The organism is Kitasatospora sp. NA04385 (genome assembly GCF_013364235.1).
In the GTDB taxonomy this organism is placed as follows: domain Bacteria; phylum Actinomycetota; class Actinomycetes; order Streptomycetales; family Streptomycetaceae; genus Kitasatospora.
The window spans coordinates 2,541,650-2,567,954 of the sequence record NZ_CP054919.1; the positions used below are offsets into that span (position 1 = coordinate 2,541,650).

Consider the following 26,305-nt stretch of genomic DNA (forward strand, 5'->3'; position numbering starts at 1 on the left):
GTGGCCCGAAGGCTGCCGCAATCGGGTTCCGGCAGTTCGTCCGGGCCGGTCTCCGTGCCGAGCATTGTTCGGGCCGACGGAACAGCGGCGCTTCCGAAGGCCGGTTCGAAGGGGTCGGAATCGATGGACGGGTCCGCCGGGAAAAGGTGGTCGAGGCGGGCTCGGGCGTTCTCCGCGGTCTGGCGTCGACGGGCCTGGGGTGTGATGACGGTCCTCATGGCGAGGACGTTAGAACGATGCTGACGGTCCGTCCGAGAATTCGTTCGCCCCTGTGGACAACTCGGGGTTGTGGATAACTCTTGTCGCTCGAACGAGTGATTCCAGTGGGATTCAGTGCGACGAGGCGATGATCGGAGAAACCACCACTGCCAGCAGGCCGGGGCCGACGTGCGCCCCGATGACGGCGCCGACCTCGCTGACGTACAGCTCCTTCAGGCCGGGAATCCGCTCCCGCAGCCGCTCCGCCAGCGGTTCGGCCCGGTGCTCGGCGGCCAGGTGGTGGACGGTGACGTCGACCGGCTGCCGGCCCGCGTACTCGACGGCGATCTCTTCGAGCCGACCGATCGCACGGGAGGCGGTGCGGACCTTCTCCAACGGCTCGATCCGGCCCCCGGTCAGGTGCAGCAGGGGCTTCACCGCCAGCGCGGAGCCGACCAGGGCCTGGGCGGTGCCGATCCGGCCCCCTCGCCGCAGGTGCTCCAGGGTGTCGACGTAGAAGAAACCCGCGGTGCGGGCCGCCCGGTCCTCGGCGGCGGCGACCACCAGGTCGAGGTCCGCCTCGACGGTACGGGCACCCGTCCCGTCGCCCCCGCTGGAACCAGTGGAACCACTGGACCCGCTGGAACCCGCAACGGCCTCCGCGCCAGCGGTGGGTCCCGAGTCGGCGTGCGCCGCGTCCAGCACCTCGGCCGATTCGGCGGCGGCGAGGACGCAGCTGCCCAACGCCATGCCGACGAGCCGGCTGTCGACCACCCGGACCGGGATCGATACGGCCGAGGCCGCCAGCCGGGCCGCCTCGGCGGTGCCGGAGAGCTCGGCCGACAGGTGGATCGAGACGATGCCGCGCGCACCGGCCTCGGCGGCCGCCCGGTAGGCGGCGGCGAAGGTCTCGGGGCTGGGCCGGGAGGTCGTCACCCGCTGCTTGGCGCGCAGGGCCTCGGCCACGTCCTTCGGAGAGATCTCGACGCCTTCCGCGAAGACCTCGTCACCGACCGCGACGCTGAGCGGCACCACCCGGATGCGGTGCCGGTCCACCGCCTCCTGAGGCAGATACGCGGTGGAATCCGTGACAAGTGCGAGGTGGCCGGGCATGAGCCGGAGGTTACCCGCCACCGGGCCGGGATGACAGCGCTCGGCATTCGCTGGTTTGGCCCCGAATGCGCCGGGTAACTTCTCCGAGCACGAAGAGCAACCGTCCGATGACGCGGGGTCAGGGGCGGTTGGGTCCCGCGGGGTTCGGCTTGCGGAGACGGTCGGCGAGGCGGGAGAGCGGCTCGGCGGCCAGTCCGAGCAGTTCCTCGGCGCTGCTCGGCCGGGCGGAGCCGAGCCCCTTCCGGCGATCGGCCGGCTGCTCCGCGGAGGCAGCGGAAGCGGCGGAGGCAGCGGAAGCGGCGGAGGCAGCCGAGGAAGCGGTGCCCGGGGAGTCCGCGCCATCGGCGGCAGCGGGCTCGGCGGGGGTCCAGTGGCGCAGGGCTCCGGCCTCGTCCTGGCACTCCTTTCCGAGGCGGGCGAGTTCGTCGTCGGCGAAGCGGCGCATCCGGTCCTGAGCGGCCCAGCGCAGGGAGTCCGCGGAGTGGGTGATCCGCTCGGTGCGCTCGCGCAGCTCGGGAAGCTTGGCGGTGACCCGGTCGTTCGTCGGCTCGCGTTCCAGCATCCGGAGTTCGGCGTCGAGTTCCGCCGCGTGCGAGTCGAGGCGGGTGAGCAGCTGGAGGGCGTCCGCGAGCTGGCCGTCCTGCGGCAGGCCGCTCTGCAGTACCTGTCGGGTGGAGTCCAACGCGGTGCGCAGGGACAGCCGGAGGGCGGCGATCCGGCCCTGCTCGCCGGGCCTGGCGAAGCTCTTCGCCTTCAGGGCCGCGTTCTCCATCGCCCGCTGCGCGTTGGCGCTGTGCCGGTCGACCTTGGCCGCCACCGACTTCGCCGCCTTCACCGTTCCGACCACGGCCATCACCAGCAGCGTCACCCCGAACAGCGCGACCAGAGCAATCACCACACCGAGCGCTTCCATCGGGAGCCCACCTTCCGCCCGTGACCGGCCCTGGACCGCCGGGTGCGGTCCGCTTGTCCGCCGGACTTCCACCGTAGCCCGGAGCGGCGCTCGAGAGCAGTCCGCGGGCGCCCCTCGCACCCGAGATCAGGGACAGCTCAGGGATGTCCCCAAGCGATCTCCCCGAGATCTCAGAGATCCCACGACGCATTCGCACGAGGAACCACGAAGAACGGAGCCACCTTGTTCGCCTTCCTCCGACTCCCCCACGCCCTGGCCCGACCGCCCTTCCGGCAGCGACCGGGGACGGCGAAGGGCCGGCCGCCCCGTGACGGGGACGACCGGCCCTGCCTGGCCGACGGCGCGTCGGCCGGGGTCACGTCAGCCGGTGACGATGTTCACCAGCTTCGGGGCCCGCGCGATGACCTTGCGCACCTGGGCGCCGCCGATGGCGGCGACCACGGTCGGGTCGGCCAGGGCCAGCGCCTCCAGGTCGGCGTCCGAGATGGACGGCGCGACCTCCAGGCGGGCCTTCACCTTGCCCTTGATCTGCACGACGCAGGTCACGGTCTCGTCGACCACGTACGCCGGGTCGGCCACCGGGTAGTCCGCGAAGGCCAGCGACTGCTCGTGGCCCAGGCGGCGCCACAGCTCCTCGGCGATGTGCGGCGCCAGCGGGGCGATCAGCAGGACGATCTGCTCGGCCACCGACCGCGGCGTGGAGCCGCGCTTCACCAGGAAGTTGTTCAGCTCGATGGCCTTGGCCACGGCGGTGTTGAACCGCATGCCCGCCATGTCGCCGCGGATGCCGTCGATCGTCTTGTGCAGCGCGCGCAGCGTCGCCTCGTCCGGCTCCTCCTCGGTGACCACCAGCTCGCCGGTGACCTCCGAGACGATGTTGCGCCACAGCCGCTGCAGGAAGCGGTAGGAACCGACCACGGCACGGGCGTCCCAGGGGCGGGAGACGTCCAGCGGGCCCATCGACATCTCGTACAGGCGCAGCGTGTCCGCGCCGTACTCGTCGGCGAACTCGTCCGGGGCGATCGCGTTCTTCAGCGACTTGCCCATCTTGCCCGCCTCCCGGCGGACCTTCTCGCCGTTCCAGAAGAACTCGTCACCGATCTCCTCGACCTCGGCGGCGGGCACCGGGAAGCCCCGGTCGTCGCGGAAGACGTCGGCGGTGATCATGCCCTGGTTGAACAGCTTGTGGAACGGCTCGACCGAGGAGACGTGGCCCAGGTCGTGCAGCACCTTGTGCCAGAAGCGGGCGTACAGCAGGTGCAGCACCGCGTGCTCGGCGCCGCCGACGTACAGGTCGACGCCGCCGGCCGGCTTCTCGGCGGTCGGGCCCATCCAGTAGGCCTCGTTGGCGGGGGCGACGACCGAGGCCGAGTTGACCGGGTCGATGTAGCGCAGCTCGTACCAGCACGAACCCGCCCAGTTGGGCATGGTGTTGGTCTCGCGGCGGTAGGTCTTCGGCCCGTCGCCCAGGTCCAGTTCGACGTTGACCCAGTCCGCGTTGCGCGACAGCGGGGTCTTCGGCGAGGAGGTGGCGTCGTCCGGGTCGTAGGTGTGCGGCGAGTAGTCGTCGACCTCGGGGACCTCGACCGGCAGCATCGACGCGGGCAGGGCGTGCATCGCGCCGGTCTCGTCGTAGACGATCGGGAAGGGCTCGCCCCAGTACCGCTGGCGGCTGAACAGCCAGTCGCGCAGCCGGAAGTTGACGGTGCCTTCGCCGATGCCCTGCTCGGCCAGCCAGGCGGTGACCCGGGCCTTGGCGTCGACCACGGACAGGCCGTCCAGCGAGATGCCGTCGCGCTCGGAGTTGACCAGCACCGAGTCGTAGGTGTCGAAGGCGTCGTCCCAGGTGTGCGGGTCCTCGCCGCGGCCGTCGGTGGGCCGGACGACGCAGCGCATCGGCAGGTTGAACGCCTGCGCGAAGGCGAAGTCGCGGCTGTCGTGCGCCGGGACGGCCATGATCGCGCCGGTGCCGTAGCCCATCAGCACGTAGTCGGCGATGAACACCGGGATCTGCTCGCCGCTGACCGGGTTGGTCGCGTAGGCGCCGGTGAACACACCGGTCTTGACCTTGGCGTCGGCCTGCCGCTCCAGGTCGGACTTGGCGGCGGCGGCAGCCCGGTACGCGGCGACGGCGGCGGCCGGGTCTGCGGCGCCACCGGTCCACTCGTCACGGGTGCCGGCCGGCCACGTGGCCGGGACGATGGCGTCCACCAGGGCGTGCTCGGGCGCCAGCACCATGTAGGTGGCGCCGAACAGGGTGTCGGGGCGGGTGGTGAAGACCGTGACGGTGTCGCCGCCGACCGCGAAATCGACCCGGGCGCCCTCGGAGCGGCCGATCCAGTTGCGCTGCTGCTGCTTGATCGCCTCGGGCCAGTCCAGCAGGTCCAGGTCGTTGATCAGGCGGTCCCCGTAGGCGGTGATCCGCATCATCCACTGGCGCAGGTTGGACTTGAACACCGGGAAGTTGCCGCGCTCGGAGCGGCCGTCCGCGGTGACCTCCTCGTTGGCCAGGACGGTGCCCAGGCCGGGGCACCAGTTGACCGGCACCTCCTTGGAGTACGCCAGCCGGTACTCGCCCAGCACCTCGTCGCGCTCGACGCCGGACAGCTCCGCCCAGGCGCGGCCGCCCGGCACCTCGCGCTCACCGGACTCGAACTGGGCGACCAGCTCGGCGATCGGGCGGGCCTTGGCCGCGTCCTCGTCGTACCAGGAGTCGAAGATCTGCAGGAAGATCCACTGCGTCCAGCGGTAGTAGTCCGGGTCGATCGTGGAGATCGAGCGGCGCGAGTCGTGGCCCAGGCCCAGCCGGCGCAGCTGCTGGCGCATGTTGGCGATGTTGTCCTCGGTGGACACCCGCGGGTGGACACCGTGCTGGACGGCGTACTGCTCGGCGGGCAGGCCGAAGGCGTCGTAGCCCAGGGTGTGCAGCACGTTGTGGCCGGTCATCCGCTGGTAGCGGGCGTACACGTCGGTGGCGATGTAGCCCAGCGGGTGGCCCACGTGCAGGCCGGAGCCCGACGGGTACGGGAACATGTCCATGATGAAGCTGTGCGGCTTCGTGGCGACGGACGTCCCGTCGGCCAGCGGGCCGGTCGGGTTGGGGGCGTTGAACGTCCCCTCCTTCTCCCACAGGTCCTGCCAGCGGGACTCGATCTCGGCGGCCAGCGCGGCGCCGTAGCGGAAAGGCTCGGTGGCGGCTTCGGCCGCGCCGGAAGCGGGGGTCGTCTCGCTCATGGTCCTTCAGGCTCCATCGTCATCAGTCAGCGAACAGGCCGTAGAAAGCAGAAAGCCCCTCCTCAGGAGGGGACGCCACGCCGACTCCGGCCATCAAGCCGGTCCTGGTCAGCGCGGCCGGCTAAGAAGCAGGCGCACAGTTCGCATGGGCTCAGGGTACCGCACCCCCTCAACCCCCTTTCGCCTCACCGCGTCAACCCCCCGCCCGCGCCCACACCCCTGCCCACCCCGCCCGGCTCGTCCCGCCGACCCGGCCAGTCCGCCGTGCCCGCCCGGTCCGGTCCCGGGCTACGCCTCCGCACGCATCGCGGTGTCGAAGTCCCGCAGGGCCCGGGCCACCCGCGCCGACTGCATGCCGGCCGCGAGCATCCGGGCCCGGTCGGCGGTCCGCTCGGCCTCGGCCCGTTCGCCGGTACGGCGGTAGGAGTCGGCGAGGCGCACCATCAGCAGCGCCTTGGCCCTGGCCCGCTCCACCGAGAGGGCCTCGATCGAGGCCAGCAGCAGGCTGCGGGCCTGCTCGTGCTCCCCGAGCAGCAGGTACCCCTCACCGACCATCCCCTCCAGGTCGGCCCGCTCCTGGGCGTGCCCGTCCACGCCCTCCAGCACCCGGAACGCCCGCTCGGCGACGGCCTCCGCGCTGATCTGCTCCCCCTTGCGGCCGTGCGCCCGGGCGATCCGCCCCAGCTGCAGGGCCCGCTCACGCGGCGTCAGCACGGCGTCGGCGGCGCGCAGCGCGGTGGAGAGCATCGCCACCGGGTCGAGCCCCCGGCCGCCGGAGTTGTACGTCGCCTGGACGGCGAGGCAACCGACCACGCCGACGCCGAGCCGGGGGTCGCCCGAGACGTGGGCGGCCCGCAGGGCGGCGACGAAGGCCCGCTGGGCGGCGGCGTCGTTGCCCATGTCGTAGTTGGCCCAGCCGACCAGCCGGGCCAGCCGGCTGGCCGCCCCGTACAGTTCCCGGCCGAGCGGCTCGTCGTAGCTGCCGAGCTCCAACAGCTTGCCGACCATGGCGAGTTCCGCCTTGGCCAGGTCGAGGATCAGGCCGCCGCCGTAGGCGCGTTCCAGGCGCTGCTTGGATTCGTAGGACAGCCGAAGGTCGGCCAGTTGCTCGGGGGCGATCCGCAGCGCGCCCTCCCCGCCGGTGACCGCCGGGGGCGGGGAGGCCCAGTGCCGGGCCGCCTGTTCCAGCTCGTCGCCGCGGAACAGGTCGGTCAGGCGCACCGGGGCGCCGTCGGCGCCCGCCTCGCGGAGCGCGGTCTGCGCGGTGTCGGCGGTCCACGGGTCGGTCAGCAGCCGGGGCGAGAGCATCTTCGCGCCCCGGTGGGAGCCCATCTGCCCCCAGAGCTGCTCGTAGGTGACCGCGATGCCGACGCTGCGGCCCAGCACCTCGCAGACGGTCTGATCGTGCGGCGAACGCGGCACCATGCCCCGGTCGCGCCACTTGTACGGTGCGGTGGAACTGATCGCCATGCCGGCCGGGAGCACCGCGTTCACCTCGCGGGCCAGCCGCTCCGGGCTCCAGCCGAGCTGGTGGAGTATCCGGGCGAGTTCGTCGTTCCGTTTTCGCACCAGGTCGGCCATGGCACGACCGTAGCGGCCCCGCGCCCCGCTCGGCAGCGAAGTCCGGTGAACGGCCGAAGGCCGCCCCTCGCGGGACGGCCTTCGGACTGCTGTGGAGCTAAGGAGAATCGAACTCCTGACCTATTGCATGCCATGCAATCGCTCTACCAACTGAGCTATAGCCCCATGCTTTTGCTGCTGTCACCTGCGGTTTCCCTTGGCGACATCGACAACTGTACACGGTCGGCGGCCCCGGCCCTAATCCGTTCCGGAGCGCCCGCAGCACCCGCAGCGACCGCGACCCGAGCCCCGGCCCGCCCCGGGCCCGGCCCCGAAAACACCGAAGACCGCCACCCTGTTCGGGCGGCGGCCTCGCGGAACTGCTGTGGAGCTAAGGAGAATCGAACTCCTGACCTATTGCATGCCATGCAATCGCTCTACCAACTGAGCTATAGCCCCGCGACACTGACGACCACTCACGGACCACCGGTGCGGAGTGGAGCTAAGGAGAATCGAACTCCTGACCTATTGCATGCCATGCAATCGCTCTACCAACTGAGCTATAGCCCCGCAGTTCCGCGACTCCCGCCCCCGGTTTCCCGTCTGCGTTCCTCGCTGCGAACGAGGAAGACTCTAGCTGGTCAGAGCCGGAACTGTGAAATCCGGGTCGGTCGGCCGTCAGCTCTCGTCGCCGATGACCGGCTGCGGCAGCGTGCCCGCGTTGTGCTCCAGCAGTCGCCAGCCCCGCGAGTCCTGGCCGAGGACCGACCAGCAGCAGTTGGAGAGGCCGCCGAAGCGCTCCCACGACTGCGGCTCGAAGCCCAGCATCCGGCCGATCATCGTGCGGATGGTGCCGCCGTGGCTGACCACGACCAGGGTGCCGTTCTCCGGCAGCTTCTCCGCCGCGTCCAGCACCACCGGGACGGACCGGTCGGCCACCTCCGTGGCCAGCTCGCCGCCGCCGCGCCGCACCAGCTCGCCCTTCGCCCACGCCTCGTACTGCTGCGGGTAGCGGGCCTGGATCTCAGTCTTGGTGAGCCCCTGCCACTCCCCCGCGTAGGCCTCCCGCAGGCCCTCGTGGTGGTGCACCTCCAGGCCGGTGAGCTCGGCGAGCTCGGCGGCGGTGCGCCGGGCCCGCTGCAGGTCGGAGGAGATCAGCAGGTCGGGCCGGAGCCCGGCGAGCAGCCGGGCCGCCCGCTGGGCCTGGAAGACGCCCTGGTCGGTGAGCTCGATGTCCGTGGTGCCCTGGAACCTCGATTCGAGGTTCCAGGAGGTCTGGCCGTGCCGCCAGAAGACGATGCGCGGCCAGGCCCCGGCGCGGCTCAGAGGTCGCCCCCGGAGACGGCGTTGCCGGCCGCGTCGGTGACGGCGTTCTCCGGCCGGTTGCGGGTGGCCAGCGCGTCCTCGGGGATCGGCAGCTCGGGGCAGTCCTTCCACAGGCGGTCGAGCGAGTAGAAGGAGCGCTCCTCGGAGTGCTGGACGTGCACCACGATGTCCAGGTAGTCGAGCAGGATCCAACGGCCCTCGCGCTCGCCCTCCCGGCGCACCGGCTTGACGTCGAGCTTCTCGCGCAGTTGGTCCTCGATCTCCTCCGCGATCGCCCGCACCTGGCGGTCGTTGGCGGCGGAGGCGATCAGGAAGGCGTCGGTGATCGACAGCACCTCGCTGACGTCGAAGGCGATGATGTCGTGCGCCAGCTTGTCGGCCGCCGCCTGCGCGGCGACGGTGATGAGTTCCTGGCTTCGGTCGGTGACGGTCACGATGCTCTTCCGGATCGGCTGTGGGGATACCCTCCCAGGATCTCACGAACGCGACGGAGCCCCCGAGCGTTTTCCGCCCGGGGGCCCCGATCACGGCTGCGGGCCGCGGCCGACCCGCCGCCACCGCTTCTGCTACTGCTTCTGCGCCGGCGGCTGGTAGTCCTTGCCGATCACCAGCACCAGGTCCGCGTTCTGCGCGTCGGTGACCTTCTTCACCACCGAGTCCGGCAGGCCCAGGCTGGTCGCCAGGGTGAGGGCGGCCGGCCGGGTGGCGTCGTCGGTGTAGCGGATCTCGGAGGCCGCCTGGTCCGCCGTCTTGGCGGTGGAGGGCAGCACGTCCATCCCGGTGTTGGTGACCGCGGCCTGCGCGGCGATCGAGGTGGCGTCGCTGCCGGAGGCGTTCACCACGGCGACGCGGGTGGCGCCGCCGGTGCCCTTGGCCTTGCCGATGGTGCCGCCGAGGATCTCCTTCACCTGCTTGCCCGCGGTGGCGTCGTCCAGGGTGCCGTCGGCCTTGGCGGTGAGCGTGGCGGTGGCCAGGTGTCCCGCCTTCGCCTGCTTGGCCATGTTGACCAGCACGCCGGCCAGCGCCTCCTCCGGGAGCGACGGGTCGGCGACCGAGTTCATCCGGTGCACGTCGTCGGTGGCGTCCGCCATGGTGGTCGGCATGGTGTTGATCAGCGCGGCCATCACCTGCCCGAAGCGGGCGAGCTGGGCGTCCCGGTTCTCCCCGGGCGCCTGCAGGGTCGCGTAGGCGACGGCGGCGCGCCCGTTCAGCAGGACGTCCTTGCCCGCCGCGGCGAGCACCTTGCCGTCCGCCTTGTTGTCCTCGCGCACCTCGGCGTTGGTGTCCACCTTGATGCCGCCGAGCTGGGAGACCAGTAGCAGCAGGTAGGGGGTGTCCAGCCGCCAGGTGCCGGCCACCTTGGCACCGAGCACCGCGGACAGGCCGTCGCGGGTGGCGGAGGCGCCGACGTCGTCCAGGGACTTGCCGACCGTGGTGGTGGAGGTCACGCCGTTGCTGGGCAGTTGCAGGGTGTCCGGCAGCAGCAGCACGGTCGCCTTCCTACCGCCCTCGTCGTCGACCAGCAGCGCGGTGGTGACCTTGCCCTGCGGGTCGCGCAGGTGCACCACGTTCACGTACCGGCCGCCGACCGCCGCGTCCGAGTCGTCACCGCCGCCGATCTTGCCGGTCCACCACAGGTAGCCCACCCCGCCGGCCGCCAGCACCGCCAGCACCACCAGCAGCGAGAGCAGCCGGTTGCGCAGCCGTCGCCGGCGCTCGGCCCGCACTTCGCTGCGCGACTCGGCGAACTTCAGCCAGTCGATCGCGTCCTCGGACTCCTCCGTCTGCTCGTCGACGAAGCTGAACTCGCCCGTGGTGTACGAATCGCCGCCCTTGGCCTTGGCCCGGGCCGCCGCCGCGGCCGCCCGTCCACCGACCAGCTCGGACGGCTCCTCCACCGGCGCGTCCGCCGCCCCGCCCGCCGGAGCCGGAGCAGCGGCCCCGGCACCCCGACGCACCCGCGGCGGCGGCACCGTACCGGCACCCGCGCCGGCCCCGGCGCCGACACCGGTCGCGGCCACCGGGCTCACCGGAGCCGCCGGACGCTCCGCCTGCCGCGCGGCAGCCTGCCCGGGCACCTGGCCCGGCACCTGCCCGGCACCCGGCGCCGACTGCTGCCCGTAGTAGGGGTCGTAGGGCTGCTGCCCGTACCCGTCCCCGCCCGGCTGCCTGTCGAACTGCCCCTCGTAGCCGCGCTGTTCGAACCCCTGCGCCCCGTACCCGCCCTGCACGTACCCGGATTGCTCGTACCCCGGCTGCTCGTAGCCGCCCTGCCCGTACTGGCCGCCCCGACCACCCCGGCCGCCCTGCGCGTACCCGGACTGCTCGTACCCCGGCTGCTCGTAGCCCGGCTGCTCGTAGCCCGACTGCTCGTAGCCCGACTGCTCGTAGCCCTGCGCCGGGTACCCGGTCGCGGCCTGCTGCCCGGCACCGTAAGGGTCCTGCGGGTACGCACCGGCTCCCTGCTGCTGGTGCGGCTGCTGGTACTGCCGGGGAGCGCCGTACTGGTCGTACTGCTCGTACTGGCCGCCGCCCTGCCCGTACGGCTGCGACGGAGACTGCGCCTGCGGCTGGGCCTGCTGCGGCGACTGCCCCTGCTGCCCGTACGCGTGCTGCTGCTCGTACCCCTCGTACCCCTGCTGCTGCGCGTAGTAGCCGGGCTGCGGAGGCTCCGGACGGGGCGGGCGGGGCTGGGCCGGGGGCTGCTGGCCGAACCAGTTCTGGTCGTCGGACGTTCCGGTCACGTCGTCCCTCCCGGGGGCATCAAGGCCGGGCCGACGCGTAGAGCGCCCGCTTGTGGATGTATCGGACCACGCCGTCCGGCACCAGGTACCAGATGGGTTCGCCCTTGGCGACGCGCACCCGGCAGTCGGTGGAGGAGATGGCGAGTGCGGGCACCTCGACCAGCGAGACGCCGCCGACCGGCAGGCCGGTGTCGGAGAGAGTATGGCCCGGCCTGGTGCAGCCGATGAAGTGCGCGAGCTCGAAGAGTTCCTCGGAGGAGCGCCAGGAGATGATCTGCGCGAGGGCGTCGGCACCGGTGATGAAGAAGAGCTCGGCGTCGGGGTGCAGGCCACGCAGCTCGCGCAGGGTGTCGACGGTGTAGGTGGGGCCGTCGCGGTCGACGTCGATCCGGCTGACCGAGAACTGGGGGTTCTCGGCGGTGGCGATGACGGTCATCAGGTAGCGGTCCTCGGCCGGCGAGACCTGCCGGTCGGACTTCTGCCAGGGCTGCCCGGTGGGGACGAAGATCACCTCGTCCAGCTGGAAGGCGCTCGCCACCTCGCTCGCGGCGACCAGGTGCCCGTGGTGGATGGGGTCGAAGGTGCCGCCCATCACGCCCAGCCGTCGCCTGCGGGAACCGCCGTCCGGCGCCGGGGTGCCCGGCGCGGAGGTGTCCGGCGCCACGTTCGTCCCGGGGGTCTCGACCTGCTCTCTCATGGCGCCACACCTTACGCGACCCGGATGTCCCGGGGCTTGCGCCCGCGGACGGGCCCCGGGCGCACCGCGCTCCGCCACCCCGGGGGCCGCGGACGCGCGGCGGGCGGGGCGGCGGCGCGGCCGGTCAGCGGTCGCGGTTGAAGCGGGTGGTGATGAACAGCAGGAGCAGCAGGATGAACAGCGCCGAGCCACCCGTCAGCAGGGGGTTGAGGCTGTCGTGGTTACCGCCCTCCTCGGCGAGGTGGACGATGGCGGGCAGGGCAGCATTGCTCATGATCGGCGGGACCTTCGCGGCTCGGTGAGGACCAGGCGGTCACGGACCGTGCGGCCCGCGCGCTCATCGTACGGGGGCCCGACACGCAACCGCGCGGCGGCCCACCGCGTCTGACCACCCGTGAGCCGTCGTCCGACCGCCCGCACCCCGGCAGGGCCCGAAACCGGGTGCGAAGCAGCACGCGGAGCGGGGCCGGACGGCTCCGGCGGCCCGCGTCAGCCCAGGTCGTCGGCGGTGCGCCCGGCGGTCGCGGCCGACTCGGCCTCGCGGGCGGCCCGGCGCTCCGCGTCGCGCTTGGCGCCGTCGCGGCCCGCCCGGGCCAGCGCCCACACCATCAGGCCGACTCCGACGAAGGAGGCGATCAGGATGAACCGCAGGAACAGACCGGGGCCGTTCTCGCTGGAGATCGGTCCGGCGAGCTGGACCAGGGCGGCAGTGGACATCACGGGCTCCTTGTTCGGTACGGCAGAGCCAGGGTAATCCCGTTTACCGCCGCCCCGGCCCCGGCACCCCCGGAGCGCCCGCGCGACACCGGCGGCAGCACCCCAAAGCACCCCGGAGCGCCCGCGCAGCCGTCCCCGGTCTCCCCGGCCGGGGTGCGGAGCGCGTAGCGTGACCGCGGGGACGAGTACGGACACACCGACGTTGAAGTGGAAAGCAGCGGGGGCCGGCCGTGGTGCCGGTGCCGGCGTCGATCCAGAGAGGTACTCAATGACCGACATGACCAAGGGTTCCGCGCCGAGCCGTCGCCGCCAGCGCTTCCCGGAGATCTCCACCCGGGCCTGGGAGCACCCGGCGGACCGCTCCGGGCTGGTGGCGCTGCGCAAGCTCAGCGGCTTCGACGACATCCTGAAGAAGCTGGCCGGCCTGGTGTCCGAACGCAGCGTGCGGCTGCTGTTCCTGGCCACCGCGGTCAAGACGTCGGAGCGCCAGTTCCCCGAGCTGTACGACATGGTGCGGGACGCCGCGTACGTGCTCGACCTGGAGAAGGTCCCGGACCTGTACGTCTCCCAGGACCCGAAGGTCAACGCGTACTGCATCGGCATGGACAACCCGGTGATCGTGGTCACCACCGGGCTGATCGAGCTGATGGACGAGGAGGAGCTGCGCGCGGTGATCGGCCACGAGGTCGGCCACGCGATGTCCGGGCACGCCGTGTACCAGACGATGCTGCTGATCCTCACCAACCTGGCGGCCCGGATCGGCTGGATACCGCTGGGCAACCTGGCGATCACCGCGCTGATCACCGCGCTCAAGGAGTGGTTCCGCAAGGCCGAGCTGTCCAGCGACCGGGCCGGCCTGCTGGCGGGGCAGGACCTGCAGGCGTCGATGCGGTCGCTGATGAAACTGGCCGGCGGCGCGCACATGGCCGAGATGAACGTGGACGCGTTCCTGGAGCAGGCCGCCGAGTACGACAAGGCCGGCGACCTGCGCGACAGCGTGCTGAAGCTGCTCCAGGTGCTGCCGCAGTCGCACCCGTTCGCGGTGGTGCGGGTGGCGCAGCTGAAGAAGTGGGCGGAGAGCGAGGAGTACCGCTCGATCCTGGCCGGGGCGTACCCGCGCCGCGGCGACGACCCGGAGGCCTCGGTCGGCGCGCAGTGGAAGGCCGCCGCCGAGTCGTACTCGCAGTCGGTGAAGGAGAGCAAGGACCCGCTGATGGGCCTGCTGCGCGACCTGGGCAACGGCGTCGGCACGGTCGGCGGCAAGCTCCGCGACACCTTCACCAACGCCGGCCGCGGCAACGGCAGCGGCAAGGACGGCGGCGACTCCCAGGACTGACCGGACGCCCACCCGGCCGACCCGCCCCTCGCCGGGCCCGGCACCCGACGCCCGGCGCCCAGCGCCCAGCGCCCGGTCTCAGCCGATGATCGGCCCGAGCACCCCGCAGGTGTCCCAGACCGGCCGGCCGTGGTCGGCCGGGTCCACGGCGGGCGGGTTGCTCGGGCGGACGCCCGCCGTGGTGGCCAGCGTCGGCTGCAGGTAGTCGCTCTGCCCGGCGGTGCAGGAGCCGGGCCCGGCCTGCACCGCGGCGTCGACCACCCGCAGCCGGCCGGTGTCCAGGTCGGTGCGGTCGATGTCGATGCGCACCGCCCGGCGCACCGCGTACAGGGTGACCGCGGGGTCGCTGGTGGTGCCGGCCGGGCGCAGCGCGTACACCAGGGTGTGGTCGGCGGTGACCTCCAGGGTGTCGGCGTCCAGCTCGCCGACCCGGACGTTCCCGGTGACCTTGACGGTGTCGGTGGCCAGGGCGATCTGCCCGGGGTCGAAGCGCACCATCCAGCCGGTGGCGGCGTGGTGCTGGTCGTCGCGGGGCGAGTTGGTGCTGTCGTCGTACTGGGTGAGTTCGCCGGCCGTGATCATGGCCCTGACCTGCGCGGTCTCGTTGGCGGTCAGGGTGGCCGGGGCCAGTTCGGAGAGCACCAGGTAGTGCTGGACGGAGTCCAGGGCCCGCTGCACCTGGGAGCCGGTGAAGTGGGCGGTGGCGGTGGCGGCGGGCAGGCCCAGCCCGGCCTGGCCGTCGGCGTACCCGCCGGGCAGCCCGGCGAACGGGTTGCCGGGGTCGGCGACCGCGGTGACCGCCCCGGACGGGGCGAGCGGGGTGAGGCTGAGGGTCAGCTGGGAGCCGCTGGGCGGGGCGGTCCGGTCGCGCGGGGAGCTGATCCCGAAGTAGACGGCGGCGGCGAACGCCAGCGCGACCACCAGCAGCAGGAGGACGGCCTGCCGGGGCAGCGACAGCCGGCCCCAGCCGCGCGACCGGGTGGCCCGGCCGAAGGCGCCCGCCAGCCGCTCCTGCGCGGACAGCTCCTGGATCCGGGCAGCCCGGACGAACGATTCGTCGAAGACGACGGACCGGAACTCGTCGTCGTTGGAACCACCCTCGGGCGTGCCCCCAGGAGGCTCGCGCGGGTCACCCATGACACCAGGGTAGACTCGCGGGCCGCCCACGACGAGGGTGCGCGGGCAACGAGCGCGCCGACGGCGGGTGACGGAGGCCGGGGAACCGTCAGCCGACGGGTACGGCGGCCACCGCGGACGGCTGCACCGGCACCGCGGCCGGGCTCCCGCCCGCCGGGTGGTCGCCGCCCTGCTCCCCGCCGTTCTGGCCGCTGCCGCTCTGGCTGCTGCCGCTGCTCGGCCGGGCCGGCGACTCCTGGGCCGCCCCGCCGACGCCCCGGTACACCGCGGCGACCGACAGCGCGACCAGCCCGATGCCCATCACCAGCGCCAGCACCCAGGCCACCGGCCGGTGCCAGCGCTGCTGGGCGACGGTGCCGCCGCGCAGCGGGTCGAAGGCGCGGACCCGGGAGCGGCGGACGCGCCGTTCCTGCCGGTCGCCGCCCGACCACGGGTCCGGGTAGAAGCGGTCCTCGTCCAGTCCGCCGGGCAGCGGGCGGAGCTCCAGCGGGAGGACGTCGCCCCCGCCGGCGTGCTCGGCGTGCTCGGTGAACTCGTAGCTCCGGGCCGCGCCCGCCTGTTCCGGCTCCAGCCGGGCCTCGGCGGCGGCGAGTTGCCGCTCCAGGGCGCTCGGCTCGTGCACGGCGGCGGAGCGGACGAAGCTCTCGTCGAAGACCACGGTGGCGAACTCGTCGTCCGCACCACCGTGGTCGGCGCCGTCGGAGTACGGCGAGCCCCCCACATCCTCAGCCACGGATTCAATGTATTACCGGCCGGGACATTTGTCTGTGGGTCTCGCCGATCGGGTCCGGATGGCTACGGCATTCGGCCGCGCGCCGCCCGGACCGGGCTCCCCGGGAGCCGGGGGCGGGCCGGAGCGGCGGCGTCAGCCGCCGACGGTCTGCCGGGCCTCGCCGCGCACGTGGCCGTCACCGGTGACGATGTACTTGGTGCTGGTCAGCTCCGGCAGGCCCATCGGGCCGCGGGCGTGCAGCTTCTGGGTGGAGATGCCGATCTCGGCGCCGAACCCGAACTCGCCCCCGTCGGTGAACCGGGTGGAGGCGTTGACGGCCACCGTGGTGGAGTCGACGAGCTGGGTGAAGCGGCGGGCGGCGGGCTGCGAGCCGGTGACGATCGCCTCGGTGTGGCCCGAGGAGTAGCGGCGGATGTGCTCCACCGCGGCCTCCAGCGAGGGCACCACGGCGGCCGCCAGGTCCAGCGAGAGGTACTCGGTCCCCCAGTCCTCCTCGGTCGCCGGGACGGCCGTCACCCCGGTGCCCTCCGCGGCCTTGAGCACCGCGTCGTCGCCGTGCACGGTGACGCCGGCCTCGGCCAGCGCGGCCAGCGCGAGCGGCAGGAAGGCGTCCGCGACGTCCTGGTGCACCAGCAGCGTCTCGGCGGAGTTGCAGACGCTGACCCGCTGGGCCTTGGAGTTCAGCAGCACGCCGACGGCCATCGCCAGGTCGGCCTGCGCGTCGACGTACACGTGGCAGTTGCCGGTGCCGGTCTCGATCACCGGGACGGTCGAGCCCTCGACCACGGTGCGGATCAGCGAGGCGCCGCCGCGCGGGATCAGCACGTCGACCAGGCCGCGGGCGCGCATCAGCTCCTGCACCGACTCCCGGCTCTCGCCCGGCACCAGCTGGATCACGTCGGCCGGCAGGCCCGCACCGGCCACCGCCGCGCGCAGCACCTCCACCAGCGCGGTGTTGGAGCGGTACGCGGAGGCGGAGCCGCGCAGCAGCACCGCGTTGCCGGACTTCAGGCACAGCGCGGCGGCGTCCACCGTGACGTTCGGCCGGGCCTCGTAGATGATGCCGACCACGCCCAGCGGGACGCGGACCTGGCGCACGTCGAGGCCGTTGGGCAGCGTGTAGCCGCGGACCACCTCGCCCACCGGGTCGGGCAGGCCGACCACGCTGCGGACGTCGGAGGCGATCGCGGCGATCCGCTCCTCGGTGAGCGTCAGCCGGTCGACCACCGACTCGGCGGTGTCGGCCGCCCGGGCCCGCTCGACGTCCTGCGCGTTGGCGGCGGTGATCTCCGCGGACCGCTCGACCAGCGCGTCCGCGATCGCCAGCAGCGCGGCGTCCTTCACCGAGCGCGGCACTGGCGCCAGGGCGGCGGCCGCCTCCCGGGCACGGCGCGCGGCGGCGAGGACGGGGCTGTCGGCGGTGGCGGTGAGATCGCTCATGCCGCAAAGCCTAGCGAGCCGACGGCCCGGGCCCGCCGCGCATTTCGCCCGCTGAGACGTCCCGGACGCACGCCACGGGCGCACTCCCCGAACCCGCGCTCCCCGAACCCGCGCTCCCCGGACCCGCACGCCCCTGGCACGGCCCGACTCAGTACGGGTGCACCCCGCCCGGCTGCGGCGGCGGGTCCCCGAAGCCCTCCGCGACCCGCTTGTGGTAGGTGGGGCGGTCCACCACCTCCAGGCCGACGATCTCCCAGGCCGGGAGCTTCGCGCTGGCCTTGTGCTCGCCCCACAGCCGCAACGCGATCGCCGCCGCGTCGTGCAGGTCCCGCGCCTCCTCCCAGTAGCGGACCTCGGCGTGGTCCGCGGCGTACCGGGCGGTCAGGAAGAACGAGTGGTCGTGCGCCAGTTTCTCCAGTGCCGTCCGCAGCTCCGGCAGCGGTGTCGCCGCCCCGGCCACGCTCAGCACCACGTGCCACATCCGGGCCTGCTCGCGCGCCGCGCCCGGCCCGGGGGCCTCCTGGGCGGCGCCGCCCCGCCCGCTCTCCCCGTCGGCCTCCAGCGGAGCCCGCTGCTCGACGCCCCGGCCGCCGTCGATGCTGGTGAGCCGCCGCTCGGGCCTCTGCCCCGGCAGCGCTTCCTCCCGCCTGCGAACCACCGGCGGCCTCCTGTTCAGCGTGTCGCGCGGGCCCCCCGGCCCGCTGCTCCCACCCCCCGTACCGGCCCCGCCGCCCGCGCTCAGCCGCGCAGCACGACCAGGTCGTCGCGGTGGACGACCTCGCGTTCGTACGCGGCGCCGAGCTCCTGGGCCAGTTCTCGGGTGGACCGGCCGAGCAGACGGGGCAACTCCCTCGCATCAAAGTTGACCAGTCCGCGGGCGACGATGTGACCGTTTTCGCCAAGAAGGTCGACCGGATCGCCCGCGGCGAACTCGCCCTCCACCCGGGTCACCCCGGCGGGCAGCAGCGACTTCCCGCCGTGCACGACGGCCGCCACCGCGCCGTCGTCCAGGGTCAGCGTGCCGCGCGGGGAGGAGGCGTGCTCCAGCCAGAGCAGCCGGTCGGCGGAGCGGCTGCCGGTGCGCAGGAACAGCGTGCCGGTGGGCCGGCCGGCCAGGGCGTCGGCCGCCTGGCTGGCGGCGGTGAGCACCACCGGGATGCCCGCGCCGGTGGCGATCCGGGCCGCCTCGACCTTGGTGACCATGCCGCCGGTGCCGACGCCCGCCTTGCCGGCGCTGCCGATCTCCACGCCCGCGAGGTCCTCGGGGCCGCGCACCACCCCGATCCGGCTGCTGCCGGGCTTGGCCGGGTCGCCGTCGTACAGGCCGTCCACGTCGGAGAGCAGCACCAGCAGGTCGGCCCGGACCAGGTGCGCCACCAGGGCGGCCAGCCGGTCGTTGTCGCCGAACTTGATCTCGGCGGTGGCGACGGTGTCGTTCTCGTTGACGACCGGCATCGCGCCCATTGTCAGCAGCTGGTCCAGCGTCCGGTAGGCGTTGCGGTAGTGGGCCCGGCGGCTGGCGTCCTCGGCGGTCAGCAGCACCTGGCCGACCCGCACCCCGTAGCGGGCGAAGGAGGCGGTGTACCGGGCCACCAGCAGGCCCTGGCCGACGCTGGCGGCGGCCTGCTGCCGGGCCAGGTCCTTGGGGCGCTTGGCCAGTCCGAGCGGGGCCAGGCCGGCCGCGATGGCGCCGGAGGAGACCAGCACGACCTCCGGCGCGTCCTCGCGGGCGCGCAGCTTGGCCAGCGCGTCCACCAGGGCGTCGACCCGGTCCGCGTCCAGCCCGCCGGCGGCGGTGGTCAGCGAGGACGAGCCGACCTTCACCACGATCCGGCGCGCCGAGACGACCTCCTCGCGGAGCAACTGATCCACCATCAGTCCGACCCTTCCGACGCAGCCTGTGTACGTCCGCAATCTAGCGAGCGCGATTGCCGGTCACGAAATCGCGACGAGGCGTGAGACGTCGCGGGCGCGGAGCGCGCGAACGGGGGCGCGGACTCGTCGTCCGCGCCCCCGTTCGCGCCCGTTGCCGGGCCGCCCGCCGAGCCTACTGGTCGAGCTGCTCGCGGCCGGAGGAGAGCGCCTCGAAGTCCAGGTACTCCTGCTCCGCCGCGTCGCGGCCGCGCTGGCGCTCGCGGCGGCGGTCGACGGCCGGGCGCTGGGTCTCCATCCGGTGGTCCTCGCCGCGCCGGCCGAGCATCTCCGCACCGGCGGCCATGGTGGGCTCCCAGTCGAAGACGACGGCGTTCTCGTCGGGGCCGATGATGACCGTGTCGCCCTCCTTGGCGCCGATCTTCCACAGCTCCTGCTCGACGCCGAGCCGGGCCAGCCGGTCGGCGAGGTAGCCGACGGCCTCGTCGTTGGCGAAGTCGGTCTGCCGGACCCAGCGTTCGGGCTTGCCGCCGCGGATCCGGTAGGCGCCGTCCTCCTCCTCGATGGTGAAGCCGGCGTCGTCCACGGCGGTGGGCCGCAGGACGATGCGGGTGCTCTCCTCGACCGGCTTGGCGGCGCGCGCGGCGGCGACGATCTCGGCCAGCGCGAAGGAGAGTTCGCGCAGGCCCTTGTGGGCGAGCGCGGAGACCTCGAAGACCCGGTAGCCGCGCTCCTCCAGCGAGGCGCGGGTCAGGTCGGCGATGTCCTGGCCGTCCGGGACGTCGACCTTGTTGAGCGCGACCAGCCGCGGCCGGTCCTCCAGGCCGCCGTACTGGGCGAGTTCGTCCTCGATGGTCTCCAGGTCGGTGAGCGGGTCGCGGCCCGGCTCCAGGGTGGCGCAGTCCAGCACGTGCACCAGCACCTCGCAGCGCTCGACGTGCCGCAGGAACTCCAGGCCGAGGCCGCGGCCCTGGCTGGCGCCGGGGATCAGGCCGGGGACGTCGGCGATCGTGTAGACGGTCTCGCCGGCGGTCACCACGCCGAGGTTGGGGACGAGCGTGGTGAACGGGTAGTCGGCGATCTTCGGCTTGGCGGCCGAGAGCACCGAGATCAGCGAGGACTTGCCCGCGCTCGGGTAGCCGACCAGCGCGACGTCGGCGACGGACTTGAGCTCCATCACGATGTCGCGGGCCTCGCCGGGTTCGCCGAGCAGCGCGAAGCCGGGGGCCTTGCGGCGGGCGGAGGCCAGCGCCGCGTTGCCCAGGCCGCCGCGGCCGCCCTGGGCGGCGACGAAGCTGGTGCCGTGGCCGACCAGGTCGGCCAGCACGTTGCCCTGGCGGTCCAGCACGACGGTGCCGTCCGGCACCGGCAGCACGATGTCCGGGCCGAGCGCGCCGGTGCGGTGGCCGCCGGCGCCGGGCTTGCCGTTGGTGGCCTTGCGCTTGGGCGAGTGGTGGTACTCGAGCAGCGTGGTGACCTGCGAGTCGACGACCAGGATCACCGAGCCGCCCTCGCCGCCGTTGCCCCCGTCGGGGCCGCCCAGCGGCTTGAACTTCTCCCGGTGCACGGAGGCGCAGCCGTGGCCCCCGTTACCCGCGGCGACGTGCAGTTCGACGCGGTCCACGAAGGTGGTCATGAGCGGTGCCTCCCGGGCGAAAGAAAAAGGGTGTCCTGCGGTAAAGCGGAAGGGTGGGCCCGGATCATCCCGGCCCACCCTTCACAGCGAGTCTGTACGGACTCAGGCCTCGACGGCCACGATGTTGACGACCTTGCGGCCGCGACGGTTGCCGAACTCCACGGCACCGGCGGTCAGCGCGAACAGGGTGTCGTCGCCACCACGGCCGACGTTGGCGCCCGGGTGGAAGTGGGTGCCGCGCTGGCGGACGATGATCTCGCCGGCGGAGACGACCTGACCGCCGAAGCGCTTCACGCCGAGGCGCTGGGCGTTCGAGTCACGACCGTTGCGAGTGGAACTCGCACCCTTCTTGTGTGCCATCTGGCTATCCCCTTTCTAGGAAAGACCGCAGGAAGTGGTTACTTGCTGACCGAGTCGATGCTGGTGATGCGCACCGCGGTGTGCTTCTGGCGGTGGCCCTGACGACGGCGGTAGCCGGTCTTGTTCTTGTAGCGCAGGATGACGATCTTGTCGCCCTTGGTCTGGTCGACAACCTCGGCGTGGGCCTTCACGCCGCCGAGCACCCACGGGTCGGAGGTGATGGACTCACCGTCGACGACGAGGATGGTCGAGAGCTCCACCGAGTCACCCGGCTTGGCGTCGATGCGGTCGATCTCCAGCACGTCGCCGACGGCGACCTTGTGCTGGCGGCCGCCGGCGCGAACGATCGCGTACATGCGGTACCTGCTTTCCTAACTCGGTCGGAACTCCGGATGCCAGCCGCCTGGGTATGGACACAAGCGGGCCTCCCCCGTCAAACGCCGGAAGCGGCGTCCACCCGGGAGGTGAGGTGCTCTGGAGCATGGCGTCAACACGCCGAGGGTCAAGAATACGGACCAGTCCATCCGAAGACAAACCGGGACGTGCGAGGGGGCCGGGAGCGCCGCGTCCGCGGTGCTCCCGGCCCCCTCCGGGGATCACTCCGCGGCGCCGTCGCCCTCGGCGGCCGCCGCCTTCTTGGCCGCCGCGCCGGTCCGCTTGGTGGCGGTCTTCCGGGCGGTGGTCTTCTTGGCGGCCGTGGCGGTGGTCTTCTTCGCCGCGGTCTTCTTGGCCGCCGTGGTCTTCTTGGCGGCGGTCTTGGTCGCGGTCTTCCGGGCGGCGCGCTTCTTCGGCGCGGCCTCCTCGGCCTCCTCGGCCTCGGCGGCCTGCTCGGTCTCGACCTCGACGACGACCTCGGCACCGGGCTCCACCGCGGCGACGGCCTCGGCCGCCACCTCCGCGGCGACCTCGGCGACCTCGGTGGCCGCCGCCTGCTGCCCGGCGGCCGACTTCTCGGCGGCGCTCAGCGCGGCCTCCATCGCGGCCTCGGCCCGGGCCTGCAGGACCACGATCTCGGCCTCGCCGGAGGCCCCGGCCGGAGCGGTGGCCTTGCGCACCGCGCGGCGCCGGGGACGGCCGGCGGGGCGGCCGCCGGGTCTCCACCCGGCTCGGCTCCTGCGCCGCGGCGGGCTCGGCGGCAGCCGGCTCCACGACGGCCTCGGCCTCGGCGGCCTCCACCGGCGCGGCCCGCTCGACGATCTCGACGTCGGCGAGCTCCTCCAGCGGCTCCAGGTCCTCGACCACGTCGAGGACGGCCTCGGCGGCGGCCTCGACGGCCTCGGTGGTGCCCTCGACCGCGTCCGCCTCGGCGCCCCCGGCCCCGCCGCGGCCCCGGCGGCGGCGCTTGCCGCCGCCCTCGCCCGCACCGGCGGCGGGCGCGCCGTGCGAGCCGTGGCCGTGGCCGGGCTGGTCCATGTGGACGATCACGCCGCGGCCGTTGCAGTGCACGCAGGGCTCGGAGAAGGACTCCAGCAGGCCCTGGCCGACCCGCTTGCGGGTCATCTGGACCAGGCCGAGCGAGGTGACCTCGGCGACCTGGTGCTTGGTCCGGTCGCGGCCCAGGCACTCCAGCAGGCGGCGCAGCACCAGGTCCCGGTTGGACTCCAGCACCATGTCGATGAAGTCGATCACGATGATGCCGCCGAGGTCGCGCAGCCGCAGCTGGCGGACGATCTCCTCGGCCGCCTCGATGTTGTTGCGGGTGACGGTCTCTTCCAGGTTGCCGCCCTGGCCGACGAACTTGCCGGTGTTGACGTCGATGACGACCATCGCCTCGGTCCGGTCGATCACCAGCGAGCCGCCGGAGGGCAGCCAGACCTTGCGGTCCAGCGCCTTCATCAGCTGCTCGTCGATCCGGTAGGTGGCGAACACGTCGACGTCCGAGGTCCACCGCTGCAGGCGCTCGGTGAGGTCCGGGGCGACGTTGGAGACGTAGTCGTGGATGGTGTTCCAGGCCTCGGCACCGCTGACGATGACCTTGGTGAAGTCCTCGTTGAAGATGTCGCGGACCACCCGGACGGTCATGTCGGGCTCGCCGTACAGCAGCGCCGGGGCGTTGCCGGTGGCGGCCTTCTTCTGGATCTCCTCCCACTGCTGCTGGAGGCGCTGGACGTCCCGGGTGAGCTCCTCCTCGGAGGCGCCCTCGGCGGCGGTGCGCACGATCACGCCCGCGTCGTCCGGGACGATCTTCTTGAGGATCTGCTTGAGGCGGGCCCGCTCGTTCTCCGGCAGCTTGCGGGAGATGCCGGTCATCGACCCCTCGGGCACGTACACCAGGTAGCGGCCGGGCAGCGAGATCTGGCTGGTCAGTCGGGCGCCCTTGTGGCCGATCGGGTCCTTGGAGACCTGCACCAGCACGGACTGGCCGGACTTCAGCACCGACTCGATCCGGCGCGGACCGCCGTGGCCGCCGAGCGCGCCGAAGTTGACCTCGCCCGCGTACAGCACGGCGTTGCGGCCCTTGCCGATGTCGACGAACGCGGCCTCCATCGACGGCAGCACGTTCTGCACCTTGCCCAGGTACACGTTGCCGACGTAACTGGTGGCCTGCTCCTTGTTGACGTAGTGCTCGACCAGCACGCCGTCCTCCAGCACGCCGATCTGGGTGCGGGCGCCGCTCTGGCGGACCACCATGACCCGCTCGACGGACTCGCGGCGGGCCAGGAACTCGGCCTCGGTGATGATCGGGACGCGGCGGCGGCCCAGCTCGCGGCCCTCGCGGCGGCGCTGCTTCTTGGCCTCCAGCCGGGTGGAGCCCTTGATCGACTGCACCTCGTCCGGGTCGAACGCGGGCTCGCCGGAGCGGCGGCGCGGCTCGCGCACCTTCACCACGGTGCGCACGCCGTCCTCGGTGGTCTCGGCCGGCTCGGTGCCGCCCTCACCGCTGCGGCGGCGACGGCGACGGCGGCGGCGCGAGGAGGACAGGCCGGCGGCCAGGTCGTCCTCGTTGTCGTCCTCGGCCTCGTCGTGGTCGTCCCCGGCGCCCTCGTGGGCGGTGTCCTCGGCCTCGGTCGCGTCGGTGTCGGCCTCGACCGCCTCGTGGGCGTCCTCGGCGTCACCGCGGCGGCGGCGACGGCCCCCGCGACGGCGGCGGCGGGACGGGCGGTCGTCCTCCCACTCGGAGTCCTGCTCGGGGCCGGCGGCGGGCGCCTCGACCTCGACGGGGGCCTCGACCGGGGCGGCGGCGGCCTTCGCGGGCGCGGCGGCCTTGGCGGGCTGCGCGGCGGCCTTGGCGGGCGCGGAGGCCTTCGCGGGCTTGGCCGACTGCTGGACGCGCACCGCGGTGCNGACCCGGCGACGGCGGCCGACGCCGCTGTACTCGAACTCCTCCTCGGTGGCCTGCTGCTCGGGCTCGGCCGCGACGGCCGGAGCCGGCTCGGCGGCCTTGGCGGGCTGCGCGGCGGCGGACGCGGCGGCCTTCGCGGGCTGCACGGGCTGCGCGGCGGGCGCGGTGTAGGGCGCGGGCTCCTGGAACACCGGCGCCTGGAAGATCGCGGTGGACGGGCGGACCGCCCGGCGGCGGGCGCGCGGCGGCTCGGCCTCGACGACCGGCTCGGGCTCCGCGACGGCCTCGGCGGCCACCGGCTCCTCCTCGGCCTCCGGCTCCTCCTCGACGGTCTCGGCGGTCTCGACGGTCGCGGCGGCAGGCTCCTCGGCGGCCGCGGGCGACTGCACCGGGGCCGAGGCGCGCTTGCGGGTCCGGCGGGCCCGGACCGGCTTCTCCTCCGCCACCGGCTCGCTCTCGGCGGCCACCGGCTCGGCCTCGGCGGCCGGAGCAGCGGACTCCTCGGCGGCGGCGGGCGCCTCCGGCGCACCGGCCGGTGCCTCGGCGCTTGCGGGTGCGCCGGCGCGCACCGGCTTCTCGGCGGGGCTCGGCCTCGGCGGCCGGAGCGGCGGGCTCCTCGGCGGGCGCGGAGCGACCACCGTCCCGGCGCCCTCGCCCGCGGCGCCCTGCGGCGATCCGGCCGGGCGGGACACCGCCCGGCGGCGGCGGCGCGGCGGGGCCGCGGCGGCGCCTTCGGCGGCGTTGTCGTTGTTGTCGGCCGCAGCGGGCTGCGGTTCGGTGTTTTCGAGCATGCGGGTGTGTCTCCCGTCAGGCCCCCGGGCTCCGCGTCCGGGCACGACGCTCCACCGCATTTCACCAGCCGGGCGCCGCTTCGGGCGGGTCCGGCTCCCACGGTGCCGTCGTGCGGACGTGAGACCGCACAGGGGCTCGTAGTCTCGCTCGCCCACCGCGGGGCGCGGTGCGGCGAAAAGTCTTCTGGTCTGACCAGTCTTCTCAGTTTTCAAGGGCCTGGCCGAGGGGGTGGCCGGGCCTGCGCGCGACGACGCTCGCTCCCCTGGGGAGCCGCGGGGGCCGGGGAGCCACAGGCCCGGAGTTCTCTCCGTGCCTGCGCTCCCGCCCACTCGGCGGACGGCGGTTGCGCGCGGCGGGGCGGCCTACCGGCCGACCTCGGCCGCGGCGCGGTCGAGCGCCAGCGGGTCGGTCACCGTGCCGGTCTGCTCGTCGAGCGGCCCCTGCGCCAGCCTGGTCACCTCTGCGGGGACCGGCGGCGCGAGGTCGGCCGTCGAACGGAGACCGGACAATACGTCGTCGGGTCGTACGGCGGGTGTGGCGTGTCGTACTACCAGGCGCAGTATCGCACAGGGAGCACCCGTACGAACATCGTCCGCACCTTCCGTGGCTGTGTCGTCACCGATCCCGACCAGCGGGGAGCCCTCGGGGAGGAGTTCCACCGCGGCGACGGCGGCGCGCGCGTCGAAGGTGCGCAGGCCGTTCTTGGTCATCCGCTGGACCTCGACCGTCTCGGCGGCCAGGAACGCGGCGGCGGCCTTCTCGGCCTCGACCGGCTCCACGCCGGGCAGGCGCAGCAGCCACTCGGAGGCCTCCAGGCGCTCCACGAAGTTGCCCGTGGCGACCTCGACGGCCTCGGTGATGTCTAGGCCGGGCGGCAGCGACTCGTCCAGTTGGCGGCGCAGCGCCTCCGGGTCGCGGGGCTCGGCGAGGCCGATCTCCAGGTACTCGGCCTCGCTCGCGGTGCCGGTCGGGGCGGCGTTGGCGTAGGAGACCTTGGGGTGCGGGGTGAAGCCCGCGGAGTAGGCCATCGGGACGGCCGAGCGGCGGAGCGCGCGCTCGAACGCCCGCTGGAAGTCCCGGTGGCTGGTGAAGCGCAGACGGCCGCGCTTGGTGTAGCGGAGACGGATGCGCTGCACCGTCGGCGCGGGCGGCGGACCGTCGGGCGTGCGGCGTGCCAGGGGGCTCAGTCCTTCGTCAGTTGTCCCCGTCCGGCC

Annotated in this window: 20 protein-coding genes, 3 tRNA genes and 1 pseudogene; 1 reads left to right on the forward strand and 23 read right to left on the reverse strand. The window is 73.4% G+C overall.

Annotated features, from left to right (window positions below):
- Window positions 1-330: 330 nt before the first annotated feature.
- From HUT16_RS11080 to HUT16_RS11140, 13 genes are all read right to left on the reverse strand, one after another.
- Window positions 331-1,311 (reverse strand): DegV family protein, encoded by a 981-nt coding sequence (locus tag HUT16_RS11080; RefSeq protein ID WP_176187846.1) that lies wholly within the window; start codon window positions 1,309-1,311, stop codon window positions 331-333.
- 118 nt (window positions 1,312-1,429) lie between these two features.
- Complete coding sequence (locus HUT16_RS11085; RefSeq protein WP_176187847.1) at window positions 1,430-2,224, reverse strand: hypothetical protein; 795 nt, start codon at window positions 2,222-2,224, stop codon at window positions 1,430-1,432.
- 360 nt (window positions 2,225-2,584) lie between these two features.
- A complete protein-coding gene (leuS, locus tag HUT16_RS11090) occupies window positions 2,585-5,458 on the reverse strand; it encodes a leucine--tRNA ligase (RefSeq protein ID WP_176187848.1) in 2,874 nt (957 codons plus the stop codon).
- Window positions 5,459-5,746: 288 nt separating this feature from the next.
- Window positions 5,747-7,039: a hypothetical protein gene (locus HUT16_RS11095; protein WP_176187849.1), complete on the reverse strand. Its 1,293-nt coding sequence runs from the start codon at window positions 7,037-7,039 to the stop codon at window positions 5,747-5,749.
- A gap of 92 nt (window positions 7,040-7,131) precedes the next feature.
- Window positions 7,132-7,204, reverse strand: a tRNA-Ala gene (locus tag HUT16_RS11100).
- 200 nt (window positions 7,205-7,404) lie between these two features.
- Window positions 7,405-7,477: transfer RNA gene (locus HUT16_RS11105), tRNA-Ala, on the reverse strand.
- Between the two features lie 38 nt (window positions 7,478-7,515).
- Window positions 7,516-7,588 (reverse strand) — tRNA-Ala (locus tag HUT16_RS11110).
- A 108-nt stretch (window positions 7,589-7,696) separates the two neighbouring features.
- Window positions 7,697-8,344: a histidine phosphatase family protein gene (locus HUT16_RS11115; RefSeq protein WP_176192613.1), complete on the reverse strand. Its 648-nt coding sequence runs from the start codon at window positions 8,342-8,344 to the stop codon at window positions 7,697-7,699.
- Window positions 8,341-8,778, reverse strand: a complete 438-nt coding sequence (gene rsfS, locus HUT16_RS11120; protein ID WP_033250213.1) for a ribosome silencing factor — start codon at window positions 8,776-8,778, stop codon at window positions 8,341-8,343. Before rsfS ends, HUT16_RS11115 begins: the two co-directional genes overlap by 4 nt.
- A gap of 132 nt (window positions 8,779-8,910) precedes the next feature.
- Window positions 8,911-11,088, reverse strand: coding sequence for an LCP family protein (locus tag HUT16_RS11125; protein WP_176187850.1), 2,178 nt, complete (start codon window positions 11,086-11,088; stop codon window positions 8,911-8,913).
- 19 nt (window positions 11,089-11,107) lie between these two features.
- The gene (gene nadD / locus HUT16_RS11130) at window positions 11,108-11,785 is read right to left on the reverse strand and encodes a nicotinate-nucleotide adenylyltransferase (RefSeq protein ID WP_303392075.1); all 678 of its coding nucleotides are present in this window, start codon (window positions 11,783-11,785) and stop codon (window positions 11,108-11,110) included.
- A gap of 124 nt (window positions 11,786-11,909) precedes the next feature.
- Window positions 11,910-12,059, reverse strand: a complete 150-nt coding sequence (locus HUT16_RS11135) for a hypothetical protein (protein WP_176187851.1) — start codon at window positions 12,057-12,059, stop codon at window positions 11,910-11,912.
- Between the two features lie 215 nt (window positions 12,060-12,274).
- The gene (locus HUT16_RS11140) at window positions 12,275-12,502 is read right to left on the reverse strand and encodes a hypothetical protein (RefSeq protein WP_176187852.1); all 228 of its coding nucleotides are present in this window, start codon (window positions 12,500-12,502) and stop codon (window positions 12,275-12,277) included.
- 268 nt (window positions 12,503-12,770) lie between these two features.
- Here HUT16_RS11140 and HUT16_RS11145 point away from each other — a divergent pair, with 268 nt between their 5' ends.
- On the forward strand, window positions 12,771-13,838 hold the full coding sequence (locus HUT16_RS11145; protein WP_176187853.1) for a M48 family metallopeptidase: 1,068 nt from the start codon (window positions 12,771-12,773) through the stop codon (window positions 13,836-13,838).
- A 78-nt stretch (window positions 13,839-13,916) separates the two neighbouring features.
- Here the strand turns inward: HUT16_RS11145 and HUT16_RS11150 are convergent, their stop codons facing one another.
- From HUT16_RS11150 to HUT16_RS11195, 10 genes and pseudogenes are all read right to left on the reverse strand, one after another.
- The gene (locus HUT16_RS11150) at window positions 13,917-14,975 is read right to left on the reverse strand and encodes a hypothetical protein (protein WP_176187854.1); all 1,059 of its coding nucleotides are present in this window, start codon (window positions 14,973-14,975) and stop codon (window positions 13,917-13,919) included.
- 88 nt (window positions 14,976-15,063) lie between these two features.
- Entirely contained in the window at window positions 15,064-15,708 is a 645-nt protein-coding gene (locus HUT16_RS11155) for a hypothetical protein (protein WP_176187856.1), read from the reverse strand.
- 132 nt (window positions 15,709-15,840) lie between these two features.
- Window positions 15,841-17,148 carry a glutamate-5-semialdehyde dehydrogenase gene (locus tag HUT16_RS11160; protein WP_176187858.1) on the reverse strand — a complete coding sequence of 436 codons (1,308 nt, stop codon included), beginning with the start codon at window positions 17,146-17,148 and terminating at the stop codon, window positions 15,841-15,843.
- Between the two features lie 148 nt (window positions 17,149-17,296).
- Window positions 17,297-17,806, reverse strand: coding sequence for a hypothetical protein (locus HUT16_RS11165; protein WP_176187860.1), 510 nt, complete (start codon window positions 17,804-17,806; stop codon window positions 17,297-17,299).
- A gap of 80 nt (window positions 17,807-17,886) precedes the next feature.
- Window positions 17,887-19,023, reverse strand: a complete 1,137-nt coding sequence (gene proB / locus HUT16_RS11170) for a glutamate 5-kinase (protein ID WP_176187862.1) — start codon at window positions 19,021-19,023, stop codon at window positions 17,887-17,889.
- A 172-nt stretch (window positions 19,024-19,195) separates the two neighbouring features.
- Window positions 19,196-20,656, reverse strand: a complete 1,461-nt coding sequence (gene obgE, locus HUT16_RS11175; protein ID WP_176187864.1) for a GTPase ObgE — start codon at window positions 20,654-20,656, stop codon at window positions 19,196-19,198.
- 102 nt (window positions 20,657-20,758) lie between these two features.
- Window positions 20,759-21,016 carry a 50S ribosomal protein L27 gene (rpmA, locus tag HUT16_RS11180; protein ID WP_030906548.1) on the reverse strand — a complete coding sequence of 86 codons (258 nt, stop codon included), beginning with the start codon at window positions 21,014-21,016 and terminating at the stop codon, window positions 20,759-20,761.
- Between the two features lie 38 nt (window positions 21,017-21,054).
- Window positions 21,055-21,372, reverse strand: coding sequence for a 50S ribosomal protein L21 (gene rplU, locus HUT16_RS11185; RefSeq protein WP_014135733.1), 318 nt, complete (start codon window positions 21,370-21,372; stop codon window positions 21,055-21,057).
- Between the two features lie 240 nt (window positions 21,373-21,612).
- Window positions 21,613-25,384: pseudogene (locus HUT16_RS11190) on the reverse strand (ribonuclease E/G).
- 69 nt (window positions 25,385-25,453) lie between these two features.
- Entirely contained in the window at window positions 25,454-26,227 is a 774-nt protein-coding gene (locus HUT16_RS11195) for a TIGR03936 family radical SAM-associated protein (protein ID WP_176187866.1), read from the reverse strand.
- Window positions 26,228-26,305 lie beyond the last annotated feature (78 nt).